Here is a 13,854-nt window from a genome sequence, read left to right as displayed (position 1 = left end):
CCCGTCCGCCGCTAAGATTCAAAAGCAAGCTTTTAAATCTTCGCTCGACTTGCATGTATTAGGCACGCCGCCAGCGTTCGTCCTGAGCCAGGATCAAACTCTCCAATAAAGAGTAAGATTAGCTCTTATTTAAAACAATTTTAAAACTTACGTTGACGTATGATTTGTTTAGTTTTCAAAGAACAATTTTTAGTTAATCGCTCAAAAGCGACTTCTCTAATATATCACAATCATCAATTCGTAGTCAATACCTTTTTTAAAAGTTATCTAATTAACTCCGCCCCGATGAGGACAAGAAATAATATAACATGTTTACAAAATGATTTCAATATAATTTTTTAAAAAATATTATCTTCATTATATCCTTCACATTTTTCTCTTTTAACCCTATTCCATTATTGGTTTCGTTAATAAATGCTGATTCAAATGTTTTCTTGTGCATAACTTCTAAATATCCACAGACTTATTCACATTAGTAACAGCTTTAACATAATATTTTATCGACTTATACACCCCTTGTTAATAAAAGCATCCATATTATCCACAAATTCACCTTGAAAAACCCAAGGGTTTCTGAAATTTGTGGATAACTTAATCGGTTATATAATCGGAAGCTAATACATATGAATAAATAAGGCTATCAAATTAATAAGGGAGAGAAATTATGCTAATATCTGTAGCACTATATGTATCACTATTCATGGCAATCTTCTTATTCGCTTATGCTTTTTGGGAAGGCATTAGAATTGCAGACTCCGAGGAAAAAGTTAATGGTGGTACGTTCATTCTAACATTAACATCCGCTTTTATTTTCTCAGGGATGACCTATTTGTTATAAATAAAAAGAGAATCTTTGATAAAAAGATTCTCTTTTTCATTTATTAAACCTCTTTCAACAATCCTGAGATAGCAGCATCGACAAATCTTCCCTTTGCAAAGAAACGTTTCCTGAGAACACCCTCATACTCAAAACCGTTTTTCTCAAGAACTCTTTTGGAACTTACGTTTTCAGGATCGTAAAATGCTTCGATTCTATTCAATTCCATTGTATTAAAGCCATACTCGACTACCTTTTGAATGACTTCAGCCATAATTCCTTTTCCCCAGAAATGAGGGTGAAGTTCGTAGCCAATTTCTGCTTTAAAATGGTCTCTTTCTATAGAATGGAACCCACAAGTCCCAATTAATTCATCGTTTCCTTTTAGTGTAATCCCCCATCTTATCTGTTTACCCTCTTCGTACCGCTGTGAAAGCCGACTGATTAAATCCACAGCTTGTTGTTTTGATGTAAACGATTCAAGGTCATAATATTCGGTAACTTCGTCTTTAGAGAAATAACTGAACAAGTTGGGTGCGTCTTTTTCCTTAAGCTGTCTCAAGACAAGCCTCTCTGTTTCTAATATAGGAAAAAATTCAAAAGCCGTATCTATATTCATATTAAACCCTCTTTCATTTATCCTCCAATGAGCTTACTAAAGAGGTTTTTAAAGCATTTAAATCATTCCAAGAGTAAGCAACTTCAATAAGTTCTTCCCCTGCGATTCGGAACTCTTCTTCTTTTACTTTTATTGGGTTAAAACTTTCATAAAACCTCTTACTTGGATTGTTACTAATAACCCATACTAATAATGACTTAATATCCTGTCGTAACAACTCCTGTACACCAGCTAAGAACAACTTTGTGCCAACTTTCTTTCCTTTAAATTCAGCTAAGATATAAATAGCATACAACTCTCCATCTATTTCAAATTTCTTTGTTCTTTCTTTACCAAATGAAGCAAACCCAATTATTTCTCCAGCGTCATTTTCTGCGACAAACAATGGTTGGTCACCATTCGTTTCTAATGATTCTTTCCACATATGATAGCGTTTATCTTCATCAAGGCTGTCTAAATAATCCTGATTAATAATCCCTTTATAAGTTTCACGCCAGCTTTGTACATGAACATGCGCAATACCTTTCGCATCTTTTCTATTCGCTTTTCGAACATTCATCATTATTCTCCTAACCAGTTAACTTCTCTGCCTGAGAAACTTTTCCTTTATTTTTCCTTCCATCTAGTAAGAATAGGGAAATACCTCCGATAACGATTATTCCCCCAATTATTTGGGATGGAATGACATGTTCTCCTAATAGGAAAAATGCTAAAACTGTAGCACCTACTGGCTCAAACAATATCGCCATTGAAATAATGGATGTACTTAACCATTTAAGTGACCAATTAAACAATGTATGACCTAATAGCGTTGGCACTAGAGCTAAAAGAATAAAGAGGATCCAATCATTTGTTGGGTAACCAACTAATGGCTCATTTATGAAGAGAACATACAAAAGAAGTGTAATGGTACTAATACTGTACACAACAAATGTATAAGTAATAAGCGATAGTCTCTTTCTTATACTTTGTCCAAACATTAAATAACCTGTAACCAATGCACACGCGGCCAATGCCAGGAAATCTCCAAATAATGCAGACCCACTGACCCTAAAATCACCCCAACTGATAATTATACTACCGATTACTGCAACAATCGCACATAATATAGCATTTCTAGAATATTTCTCTTTGAAAAAAATATATCCTCCTATAAATGCAAAAAGCGGCTGAAGAGTGACAAGAACCGTCGAGCTAGCCACTGATGTGAAATTTAACGATTCAAACCAAAGAATAAAATGGAAAGCCAAGAATACTCCTGCTATAATCGAGAAAATCCAATCGCGCTTTGTTATTAGCTTTAACTCGTGAACATATTTCAGCAAAAAGACAGGAAGCATGAATAGGACAGAAAAAAGCAATCGATAAAAAGCAATAACACCAGAAGGAGCTGATGCGAATTTTACAAAGATGGCAGAAGCAGAAACTGATATGACACCAATAGCTAACACAAGATAAGGATTTATTTTAGGATTATCCACTTTTACGCTCCTTTTTTTAAAAAAGAAATTATTAATATGGTTAAAGATTATTAAACTTAATAAAGAAAATGTACATTTTATTTTATAACGTTATACTCTAATTTTTCTATCATATAATAAATTTTACATACTATTTTTAATAGCAGAAATCTTACATTACACAAAATTTAAAAAGAAAAGGGAGATTAGATGGCTAGTGTCGATATGGATATGTTAATGAAATTAGGCATATCAGCTATACTAGGGCTTGTTATAGGCCTCGAGAGAGAATTAAAAAGGAAACCGGTTGGGCTTAAAACCAGCCTTGTTATTTCTATTGTTAGTTGTTTATTAACGATTGTTTCAATTGAGTCTGCCTATATGTTTCCTGGCGATGAAGATGTAAACATAACGATGGATCCACTTCGTTTGGCTGCACAGATTGTTTCAGGAATCGGTTTTCTAGGAGCAGGTGTCATCTTAAGAAGAGGAAATGACAGTATTTCTGGGTTAACAACCGCAGCATTAATATGGGGAGCTGCAGGAATTGGTATTGCAGTAGGCGCAGGCTTTTATATTGAGGCGATAGCTGGTGTAGGGCTTTTAATTATCAGTGTTGAACTAATTCCCTTCTTAATGGGATTGATAGGTCCGCGACAACTAAGAGAAAAAGAAATTATGCTACAGCTTAATATTAAGGAAAAAAACGACATAGCAGAAGTTATTGAAAAGATAAAAGAAGAAAAGTTATCTATTAAGAATATAAGAATTCGAGATTTAGAAGGCGGAGATCATTTTATTCAATTATTAATTACGGTAAACTTCAAACGCTCAACAACAGATGTCTATTATGCTGTCTCCAAAATTGAAGGTATTCAGAGCGTTGAGATTGGGAAGCTGTAAAGCAGAAGAGGGGTCACTTTTGATCCCCCTCTCTTCCACTTAAATTTTTTGTTGCACAAATTCCTTTATCTGATTATAATTTTTCTTATATTACACGGGGCATTAGCTCAGCTGGGAGAGCGCTACGCTGGCAGCGTAGAGGTCAGGGGTTCGAGCCCCCTATGCTCCATATAAAATATGAACTCTTGCCTAGCAAGGGTTCTTTTTTATATCCACATTTTAAAAATTCCCTCATTAATGTCCGTTTGAAACAAATGCTATATAAAATTAATCACTCATCTTCCTCCAGGACAAGCATAAGATTATAAAAAAATCCTATTTCCTGAAAGGAAGACTCACCCATGACACCATTCAAGTCGAAGGTTACAGCGTCACTTTATGCAACGATGTCTATTAGTTTTTGGGGAGTCTCGTTTGTATCTACTAAGGCTGTCCTAGGTAAGCTTGATCCGTACACCCTGTTGGTTCTTAGGTTTGGCATAGGAGCTTTGTTTTTGTTCACCCTTTTATTAATGAAGCGCTATAGACTATCGATTTCTTTAAAATATCTTCCTCACATAATCGTTTTAGGTATCCTTGGGGTGTTTGTTCACCAGATCCTCCAGGCTACAGCGTTGTTAATGATCGATGCTTCATCTACTGGCTGGCTAGTTTCACTTTCCCCTATTTTTACCGTAATCCTTTCAATGATATTCCTGCATGAAAGAATGACTTTTGCCAGGGCAATAGGGATGATTCTAGCCATTGTTGGAGTAGTTTTGATAACGACAGCTAGAAGTGGACAATCTCTTCAGTTCACCTTTAACCTTGGTTTCATTCTTATGATAATAAGCACCTTAAATTGGGCCATCTATTCTATTCTTCTAAAAAGACTACAGATCCCTTATCCGGCTTTAGTTGTAACTTTCTATATGAGCCTTATCGGCTTTACACTAATAACCCCCTTCATCATAAGAAACAAGGGGTGGTTATCCTTAAACCTTTTAACCTACTCTGAATGGGCTCATCTATTATTTCTCGGAGTCTTCGTTTCTGGTATTGCCTATTGGTATTGGGGGAAGTCACTTGAAGTGTTAGAGGCTTCAAAGGTATCTATGTTCCTTTATCTCGAACCGCTTACTACCTTACTTGCAGCCATTACGCTTTTGCATGAACAAGTTTTTGTTAAGAGTATTGCTGGTGGAATCATCATTATACTTGGGGTCATTATTGTTAACGGTCAGATCATGCCGATGCTCTACCGATTTTTTATAAAAAAAGCATAACTCGTAATTCTCTTCTATTAAACCTTGAGACATCAAGGTTTTTTCTGTCTATCCTCTCTATTTAGCAATAAAGCTTCTCATGGTATAATTTCTATTTTTTAAAAAATACTATTACCAAAAAGAGGAATGGTATACGAAAAGTGTTAAAGGACCATTTAATTACCTCCATAGTTGATAATTTTTCACATATGAATGATTTCTCTGAAAAACACTTTCTTACTGCTAATGATGTAGCAGTGGATGTATTTTTCCTTAAGAATTTTGTTGATGTTAAAGAGCTTCACAAGACCATTAAAAATATTCTCAGTTTTGAAGAACCACTGCTATTTAGGAATATCTTTCATTTGCTCCCATTTGTTAGCACTGAACTATTTCCTGTTGAAAAAGGGAAAGATGAGTTAGCTAAAAAGCTTGAGAAAGGATGGGTCACCCTATCATTCAGCAGTGAGCCTGAAACATTACTGCTACTGGCTTTAGTCAAAGTGGAAAATAGATCACTTTCACAGCCAGAGAACGAAGCCATCATTATTGGACCACAAGTTGGTTTTAATGAGGATCTTAATACTAATATTTCATTGATAAGAAGGATTCTTCCTTCTAAAAAGCTATATATCAAAGAGTTTAGTGTCGGGCAGGAAATTAGCAAAATAGTTACCATTATGTATATAGAGGGTTTAGCTAATCCTTTAGATGTCGAACAAATTGAAAAGAGACTCGAAACACTAAATACAAAAGTAGATACTATCTTGAACGCCGCTCAACTTTCACAACTTCTAGAAGACAATGCTTATAGTTTGTTTCCAACTATTCGTTTGACTGAGCGTCCAGATGATGCGGCACTAACATTACTAAAAGGTAGGATTATTGTCCTTACGGAAAATAGTTCGTACGCGCTCTCTTTACCAAGCAGGATGACCGATTTCCTACATTCTTCCGAAGATGTAAATCTACGTTGGCCCATTGCTATCTTTATACGAACGATTCGATTATTTGCAGTTCTTTTATCTATCATCTTAACACCGTTATATGTAGGTGCTTTAACGTATCATTATGAGGTTATACCTGAAGCCCTATTAACATCCATTGGTAGCTCGCGTTCGAGAGTACCATTCCCTCCTTTACTGGAAGCACTCTTACTTGAGTTTATTATTGAGTTATTAAGAGAAGCTGGGGCAAGACTTCCAACAAAGGTTGGGCAAACGATCGGTATCGTGGGAGGGATTGTTATTGGGACTGCGGCTGTTGAAGCAGGGTTTACTAGTAATATTTTGATTATGCTAGTTGCCTTAGGGGCTCTCGCATCCTTTATAACTCCTAGCTATTTAATGGGGACCATTGTAAGATTTATTCGATTTCCTATGATTCTTTTAGCAGGATCGTTAGGTTTTTTTGGAATTGCATCAGGTATCTTCTTTCTGCTTCTCCATGCTGTAAGGCAATATAGCCTAGGTTCTCCCTATACATTACCCGTCTTCCCTTTTAGTTCTAAGGGAATTAGAAGCTTATTTTTGTACTTACCTATTGAAAAAATCATTAAAGGTAATGTTTTTAAAAAGGCTGCTTTCACTCTAAAGTCTTATGATAGTCCTACTAAGAAGGGTAAGGATATTGATGAATAGACCTGTTATCATCCCTCCTCATCTACAATTTAAGGCATCACTGCTTATCTTAATTGTTACAAGTATGCAAATTGGAGTAGGGTTATTAGGCTTCCAAAGAATTATCATAGAGGTCGCTGGGAATAGTGCTTGGATTTGCTCCATACTTGCAGGAATAGTGTGTTCTTTAACGATTTATGTGATGTTATTAACATTAAGGAAATATCCATCGTACAACTTATATCAGATTCACAAAGCTATTTTTGGAAAAAGCCTTGGTATGATGATTAATTCTGTTTATATGCTTTACACGAGTATCATGCCTTTCAGTATTTTGGTACTCTATGTGGAAGTCGTAAAAACATGGATATTTCCTGATATTGCTACTTGGATCGTTTCAGCTATCCTAATGGCACTAGCCGTATATGGTCTTTACGGGGGAATACGCTCTGTTGTTGGAACCTTATTTTTATCAAAAGGACTTACCATGTGGATGACATTGTTATTAATTTTCCCAATGAATTATGCAGACTGGAACTACCTTTTGCCACTTTTTGACGCTTCACCTTTTGAAATATTCAATGGATTGTATCATATGACTTATACCCTATTAGGATTCGAACTAATGTTTTTTATTTACCCTTATATTGCTGATAAAAAAAACATCTTTAAATTTACAAATATTAGTTTGCTTTACACCACATTTGTTTACACCGCAGTGTTAGTGGTTTCTATTGTGTATTATAGTCCAAAGCAAATGGAAACGATTATATGGGGGACTATCTCTTTTTTTACCGTTGCATCTTTTCCTTTTATGGAGAGGTTTGAATATATTGGAATATCCATTTGGTTGGCATACGTAATACCTAATATAATGGTGTACTTATGGGTTTGTACCAAAGGGTTAAAAGAAAATTTCAAGTTAAAACAAAAGAAAGGCATAGTAATAGCTAGTATTCTGTTTGTTATACTTAACTCTTTTTTTGAGTCAAGAGATTTAATAAATATCGTAGTTGATTCCGTAGCGAAAGCTTCATTTATTCTTGTCTTTGTCTATCCCTATGTTTTATACGGCCTAAGTTTTATTAGGAAGAAGGAACAGATATGATGAAGAAATTGACATTATCTTTTCTTTGTCTAGCGCTTCTCTCAGGTTGTACACAAACGCGGATTCTTGAGGAAATAAATATTATTACAGCTGTTGGTTACGACCCCGATGAAGACTCCAATATGCTCAGGACCACAAGTGTGATTGAAAATATGGAACCTGGTAAGGAAGGTACTTCAAGAGTTCGAAATTCCAAAGGTCATACAAGTAAAGGTGCCAAAAATTCTTTATCGCTAAATGCCTCGAGACTCTCAGCATCAGGTCAAGTCAGACTTGCTCTGTATGGTAGACAACTTGCAGAAGAAAAGGGAATTGTGAGTATTGCAGACACTCTTTCTAGAGACCCCTCTATTGGTAGTCTTGTTTATATGGTTGTTGCAGAGAATGAAGCTAGAGATATAATGAGTCATAATTACAAAGACATCCCTAATATTGGTGAATACCTCTACCGCTTAATTGAGCATAACATTGAGCAACATTCCATTCCTTCTTGTACAATCCATGAGTTCTTAAAATACTATTACAGTGATGGAAGAGATCCAATCCTTCCGATTATCTCAAGAAAAAACAATGAGGTAGGAATAAGTAAAATGGCATTGTTTAACGGGGATAAGTTAGTTGGAGATATCGATACAAAATACTTATTCAATATCCAACTTCTACTTAACAATGCAAGTAGGCAGCAAAGAGAAATGAAAATTAGTATAGAAAATATTCCTTTCGAAAAGAAAGCCTTGGAGGAAAAAGAAGATATAAAAAACAATTTTCATATTCTCTTTGACGTTATCGATATTCATACAGTGATCTTGTTAACCAATCAGTCAAAAACGGAGCCAGAGTTTAAAATACACACAAATATGACTATAAGCCTTTCAGAAATTGATGAGCGTATTAATCTATCTGGAGAAAATATTAAAAAGCAGATATCCACTGAAATAAACAATAATATTAAGGAAGAAACGTTAGAGTTACTCTCGGTTTTAAAAGACAGACAAGCAGATGTAATCGGATTCGGGGAAATATATAATCGAAAAAATAAGATTACAAACTCAACTTCAGAAGAATGGAGGAAAAAATTTTCAAGAGCCCAATTTAATATTGAAGTTAACACTAAAATAACTAGGACAGGAGCTCGGGAATAGTGGTTCTAATAGGAAAAAGCATTTTCCAACTAGGAAAATGCTTTTTTCAATATTATTTCCAAACATCCTCAAGTTCCCAAGCCTGTATAGAAACATTGGACACAACGTCACCCTCTGAAAATACCTTTACAAGTCTACTCGTTGATTTTGGATAAACCCTTCCTGACATGACAACTTCACCCTCATTCACAAACAGTTCCATAGAGGACCTATCTATATAAACATGAAACTTCAATTTATGTGAATCCAAATCCAACTTCGCCTTGCGAACTCCTCCATCACCTTCTCCTGAGCGGTCCCTATTGAAGATGATTTTTGATGTTTTCACATCATAAGAGATAACTGTTTCCTCATTATTATCTTCTGAACATCTAACCTTCAAGCCAACCTCTGATGCTTGAATGTTACTTAGATCAAATTCCGCAATTATTTCTAGTACGTCACCTTCTAATCCATCAACAAGGATTTCTCCCTGTACAGCCGCTAGTTCAGTTTCATACTCATTCTTTCTTAAAAGCTGTAATTCTTCAACAGGTTTTGTGACAAGCTGACCTCGCTCATTAAAAGAAACCTCTCTTGGTATCGTTAAACTCCCTGCCCATCCATGATTTTGGCTAGGCATTTTTGATTCCCAAATATCCATCCAAGCAAATAAAATTCTTCTGCCTTTATCATCCTCAAAGGTTTGAGCTGCGTAAAAATCAAATCCTTTATCCAACTCTTCAAATGTATGGTAGCTGTATTTACCGGTTGTATAATCAAAATCTCCTATCATATACACGGTCTGGTATAAATTGTGATATCGATCCCCCTCCGGTTCCATCCCTTGTGGAGACGTAATTAGAATATGCTTCCCGTTCAATTCAAACAAATCCGGACATTCCCACATATATCCTTTTTCTTTATCACTTTCAACCATAACTCCGATATAATCCCACTGACGTAAATCCTTGGATTTATATAATAACACTTTACCAATTTGATCTTTTCTTGTTCCAACTACCATATACCATTCGTCGTTATATTTCCAAACCTTTGGATCTCTGAAATGTCCCGATCCTTCCTCGGGATGTTCTTCTATCACAGGATTATTAATAAACTTTTCAAAATGAATTCCATCAGCGCTAGTTGCTATACATTGACACTCATCTACATCATCTTTTTCTCGATCAATAAAAATATTCCCTGTATAAACTAAAGTTAATATTCCATTGTCATCTACGGCTGATCCCGAGAAACAACCATCCCTGTCATATTCATTACTTGGAGTTAGAGCAATCGGAAGCCTTTCCCAATGTACGAGATCCTTACTTCGAACATGCCCCCAATGCATCCAGCCTGTTTTAACATCGAAAGGATGAAATTGATAAAACACATGATAATATCCGTTCCAGTAAATTAAGCCGTTGGGATCATTCATCCAACTTGCTGGAGGAATAATATGATAGGCCATTTTATAAGGACTATTTTCAACTTTTTTTATATTTTCATTTAATACTTTGTCTGCTTCTCTTACGATTTCATCGTGATTAGTAGGATTCATTTTATCGTACTCCTCTCGTATATGTAGAAGAAAAGACCTTGCATCTACAAGGTCTTCTTATTATTTATCGTTAGTAAAGGAAATTCCCTTCATAAAGTACTTATTGAAAAATGCGTAAATAAGTAGAACTGGGAGTGTAAACACCATTGAAGCCGCCATAATGTAATTCCAATAACTAATGAATTGTCCTTTAAATGTATTTAAACCTACTGGAAGTGTGAATAGCTCTGGATCAGACATAATGATAAGCGGTCTCATAAAATCATTCCATGATCCCATGAATACGAATATGGCTTGTGCTGCTAATGCTGGTTTCGCCATTGGTAATACAATTCTAAAGAAAGTACCGAATTTACCTAAACCATCAAGTGATGCTGCTTCTTCTAATTCTTTAGGGAAATTGATAAAGAATTGACGCATCATGAATATGAAAGTCGCGTTAATCATACCTGGAATGATTAGTCCTTGGTAGGAGTTTAGCCAACCTAATTCTTTTAAAATTAGGTAGTTAGGAATCATCGTAACTTGTCCTGGTATCATTAATATGGCCAATATCATAATGAACAATGTTTTCTTCCCAGGGAAACTTAGCCTAGCTAAAGCGTATCCAGCCATTGAGTTAAATATAATGTTTAATAGTGTAACGGAAACCCCAACAAAAAGACTATTAAAAAGCCACCTTGGAAAAAGCTCTTGCTGTAGGAATATGGTTTTATAGTTTTCTAAGGTAAAATCCCTAGGAATAAAACTAATGACCCCACTTACAATCTCTTCTAATGTTTTAAAAGAAGAGGATAGCGCCCATAGGAATGGAACCATGGTGATAATTGCGTAAAATACAAGGATAAAATAAAGTAGCCCTTTTCCGAAACTTACTTTTTTCTTCATAACTTTCCCTCCTACTAAAGAGTTTCCTCTTTGGAGAATTTACGTTGTAGCAATGTTGCAATTAAAATGATGATCGCTAAAGCAAACGCTAGTGCCGCAGCATATCCCATCGTACCCATATTTTTGAAAGCATATTGATAAATTAATAATACTACCGTTAACGTTGAGTTGTTTGGTCCACCTGATCCACCTGAGAAAATATAAGATTGATCAAATAACTGGAAGGTTCCGATAATACCCATAATGACGACAAAAGATGTTACTGGACGAAGATTTGGCACTGTAATAAAGAAGAACTTCTGTATAGCATTTGCCCCATCTAAATCCGCTGCTTCATATAAAGACTTTGGTATTCCTTGCAGAGCTGCTAGGTAAATAACCATAAAGAATGGTGCTGTTGACCAAATATTCATGATCATAATCGCATTTAGAGCAACCGATGGGTCACCAAGCCAGTTGTAGGTAGGTAAACCAACCTTTTCTAGTATTTCATTAATAAGGCCGTTTTGATTATACATCCACATAAAGATTAGAGTTAAAACAGCTGATGAAGTTAGAGTCGGTAAGAAATAAACGATTCTAAAAAACTTTTCACCTTTTAGACCCGCATTTAATGAAGCTGCTAATACCAGAGCAAGAAATGTTTGAGTTGGTACTACAATTAGTACATATTTAGCTGTGTTCCATAGAGCTATTTTTGCACGATCATCATCTAGGAGACGGATAAAGTTATCGAGCCCAACAAACTGATAACTAGTTCCGCCTAGTAATTGAACTTTGTTAAATGATAAGAATATTGCATATAGAATTGGTCCGACAACAAATGTAAGCAAAACAAACAAAGTAGGAAGCATGAACAAGTATCCCTGCCCAGTTTGCCTTAACATTTTTTTAGAAAAATAATTTTTCACTATTAGCTCACTCCTTACGTCTTTCTCATAGAGCTTTTTCCTTGAGTCTGTTTAACTCTTTCTATTGAAGTAACCGATACTTCAACACAAAGAGTTATACAGAAATTAAGGCCCGGTACCTTAGTAAAAATGTTTAAGTTTGAACTATTCCCATTAAGTAAATTCTTTCAAGTAGGGAGGTACCGGGATAAAATTTCGGCATATTTATATTTTCATTCAAAGGGGGAAAGGGAAGGAGAGATGAATCTCCCCTCAAAAATTAAATTCTATTGTTGTGCTTCAATTTCTTTGTTTGCTGTTTCCTGCGCTGCTTTTAATGCTTCCTCTAATGTTTGATCACCTAAATATGCGCTTACAAACTGGTTGTTAAAGTTTGTGAAGATGATTGGTAAGTTTGTTCCTTCTGACCAAACTGTTGCATATGGAGCACCCGCAACAAGAGCACCACGTAATTCGTCTTTATCGTATCCTAATTTTTCAGCAACTGATTTACGTGAAGGAAGCTCAAATCCTTTACTTGTCCATGTTTCCATACCTTCTTTACCAGTTAGGTAAGACATTAGCTCCCAAGCCGCTTCTTTCTTTTCAGATGCTGCATTCATTACGTAAGAAACTGTGAACGCCATTGTTCCTTGTTTGCCGTTGATTGTTGGTACTTCAGCTGTTCCAAACTCAATATCCGGGAAAGTGTTTTGAATATAAGGAATTGCCCAGTTACCCTCAATAACCATTGCAGCTTTCCCTTGACCGAACATTTCACCTGTCCAACCTGCACCAACATCACTTGGTTGTGCTGCCGTTTTATCAACTAAATGTTGATCAACGTAAGGCTGAAGAGCACCAACTACTTTAGGGTCTGCAAAATTAGCTTTATTATCAACAACTACTTCTCCACCATTTGATTCAGCGATAAAATAAGTTCTAGCTAATTCAGCATTTTGTCCAAAACCATAAACATCTGTACCTTTTGTTAGTGCCTTAGATACTTCTCTTAGCTCATCCCAAGTCTTTGGAACTTCAACGCCTGCTTCTTCAAACATTTTCTTATTATAAAAAAGTGCTAATGTAGAATATCCTTTAGGGAAACCATAAGTTGCTCCATCTTTTTGGAACGCTTCAATTAAAGGTTTTTCAAAATCTTCTACGTCAAAGTCTTCATTCACATACTCATCAAGAGGCTCTAAAACTCCTGTTTCGATTAAGCCTGGTGCTTCAAACGCATCTAGGTAGAATACATCCGGACCCTCTCCACCGATTAAACGAGTTTTAATAACATCCATATATTGGTCAGCGATTACTTCATGTTTAACTTTAATATTAGGGTGTTTATCTTCAAAATCAGCTAAAACTTGTTTTAAAAGGTCTGCTTCTTCAGGTGAAGAACCCCAACCAGCTAAAGTAATTTCTACTTGCTCTTCATTAGCAGCATCTTTATTTTTGTCTTCTTTTGCTGTGTCGTCTCCTCCACCGCTACAACCTGTTAAAACACTTCCTAAAAGCATAGTAGTAATTCCAAATCCAGCTATCCATTTTTTATTAAACATTCTAGAAACCCCTTTCATTTTGTTTTTATCTTATCAAGCGGGAGTACGAACCCCCG

The 13,854-nt window shown here is 35.6% G+C and carries 13 protein-coding genes, 1 tRNA gene and 1 rRNA gene; 7 read left to right on the top strand and 8 right to left on the bottom strand.

Going from position 1 to position 13,854, the window contains the following annotated elements; all coding sequences use genetic code 11:
- Positions 1 to 109 (bottom strand): 16S ribosomal RNA (locus ACFYKX_RS17805); the annotation flags it as partial.
- A 555-nt stretch (positions 110 to 664) separates the two neighbouring features.
- Between ACFYKX_RS17805 and ACFYKX_RS17800 the strand changes: the two genes are divergently transcribed.
- The gene (locus ACFYKX_RS17800) at positions 665 to 838 is read left to right on the top strand and encodes a hypothetical protein (RefSeq protein ID WP_389362419.1); all 174 of its coding nucleotides are present in this window, start codon (positions 665 to 667) and stop codon (positions 836 to 838) included.
- Positions 839 to 881: 43 nt separating this feature from the next.
- On the opposite strand, the gene ACFYKX_RS17795 is transcribed toward ACFYKX_RS17800, so the two are convergent.
- From ACFYKX_RS17795 to ACFYKX_RS17785, 3 genes are read right to left on the bottom strand one after another with little or no spacing between them, the layout of a single operon-like run.
- On the bottom strand, positions 882 to 1,436 hold the full coding sequence (locus tag ACFYKX_RS17795) for a GNAT family N-acetyltransferase (protein ID WP_389362418.1): 555 nt from the start codon (positions 1,434 to 1,436) through the stop codon (positions 882 to 884).
- Between the two features lie 13 nt (positions 1,437 to 1,449).
- Positions 1,450 to 1,995 (bottom strand): GNAT family N-acetyltransferase, encoded by a 546-nt coding sequence (locus ACFYKX_RS17790; protein WP_389362417.1) that lies wholly within the window; start codon positions 1,993 to 1,995, stop codon positions 1,450 to 1,452.
- 10 nt (positions 1,996 to 2,005) lie between these two features.
- Entirely contained in the window at positions 2,006 to 2,917 is a 912-nt protein-coding gene (locus tag ACFYKX_RS17785; RefSeq protein WP_389362416.1) for a DMT family transporter, read from the bottom strand.
- Positions 2,918 to 3,106: 189 nt separating this feature from the next.
- Between ACFYKX_RS17785 and ACFYKX_RS17780 the strand changes: the two genes are divergently transcribed.
- The 6 genes from ACFYKX_RS17780 (at position 3,107) to ACFYKX_RS17755 (ending at position 8,912) form a co-directional block, all read left to right on the top strand.
- Positions 3,107 to 3,799 (top strand): MgtC/SapB family protein, encoded by a 693-nt coding sequence (locus tag ACFYKX_RS17780; RefSeq protein WP_389362415.1) that lies wholly within the window; start codon positions 3,107 to 3,109, stop codon positions 3,797 to 3,799.
- Between the two features lie 96 nt (positions 3,800 to 3,895).
- A tRNA-Ala gene (locus ACFYKX_RS17775) sits at positions 3,896 to 3,968 on the top strand.
- 172 nt (positions 3,969 to 4,140) lie between these two features.
- Positions 4,141 to 5,064 (top strand): DMT family transporter, encoded by a 924-nt coding sequence (locus ACFYKX_RS17770; protein ID WP_389362414.1) that lies wholly within the window; start codon positions 4,141 to 4,143, stop codon positions 5,062 to 5,064.
- Between the two features lie 140 nt (positions 5,065 to 5,204).
- Positions 5,205 to 6,683, top strand: a complete 1,479-nt coding sequence (locus tag ACFYKX_RS17765) for a spore germination protein (RefSeq protein WP_389362413.1) — start codon at positions 5,205 to 5,207, stop codon at positions 6,681 to 6,683.
- A complete protein-coding gene (locus ACFYKX_RS17760; RefSeq protein ID WP_389362426.1) occupies positions 6,676 to 7,770 on the top strand; it encodes a GerAB/ArcD/ProY family transporter in 1,095 nt (364 codons plus the stop codon). The genes ACFYKX_RS17765 and ACFYKX_RS17760 overlap by 8 nt, the downstream gene beginning before the upstream one ends.
- Positions 7,767 to 8,912: a Ger(x)C family spore germination protein gene (locus ACFYKX_RS17755; protein WP_389362412.1), complete on the top strand. Its 1,146-nt coding sequence runs from the start codon at positions 7,767 to 7,769 to the stop codon at positions 8,910 to 8,912. The genes ACFYKX_RS17760 and ACFYKX_RS17755 overlap by 4 nt, the downstream gene beginning before the upstream one ends.
- Before the next feature lie 52 nt (positions 8,913 to 8,964).
- Here the strand turns inward: ACFYKX_RS17755 and ACFYKX_RS17750 are convergent, their stop codons facing one another.
- The 4 genes from ACFYKX_RS17750 to ACFYKX_RS17735 form a co-directional block, all read right to left on the bottom strand.
- Positions 8,965 to 10,455 (bottom strand): glycoside hydrolase family 32 protein, encoded by a 1,491-nt coding sequence (locus ACFYKX_RS17750; protein ID WP_389362411.1) that lies wholly within the window; start codon positions 10,453 to 10,455, stop codon positions 8,965 to 8,967.
- 60 nt (positions 10,456 to 10,515) lie between these two features.
- The gene (locus ACFYKX_RS17745; protein ID WP_389362410.1) at positions 10,516 to 11,343 is read right to left on the bottom strand and encodes a carbohydrate ABC transporter permease; all 828 of its coding nucleotides are present in this window, start codon (positions 11,341 to 11,343) and stop codon (positions 10,516 to 10,518) included.
- Positions 11,344 to 11,357: 14 nt separating this feature from the next.
- Entirely contained in the window at positions 11,358 to 12,230 is an 873-nt protein-coding gene (locus ACFYKX_RS17740; protein ID WP_389362425.1) for a carbohydrate ABC transporter permease, read from the bottom strand.
- A 290-nt stretch (positions 12,231 to 12,520) separates the two neighbouring features.
- Positions 12,521 to 13,798: an ABC transporter substrate-binding protein gene (locus ACFYKX_RS17735; protein WP_389362409.1), complete on the bottom strand. Its 1,278-nt coding sequence runs from the start codon at positions 13,796 to 13,798 to the stop codon at positions 12,521 to 12,523.
- Between the last annotated feature and the right edge of the window lie 56 nt (positions 13,799 to 13,854).

This window comes from Cytobacillus spartinae, assembly GCF_042865285.1.
Lineage (GTDB): Bacteria > Bacillota > Bacilli > Bacillales > Cytobacillaceae > Robertmurraya_A > Robertmurraya_A spartinae.
This window is presented reverse-complemented; position numbering and strand designations above follow the sequence as displayed.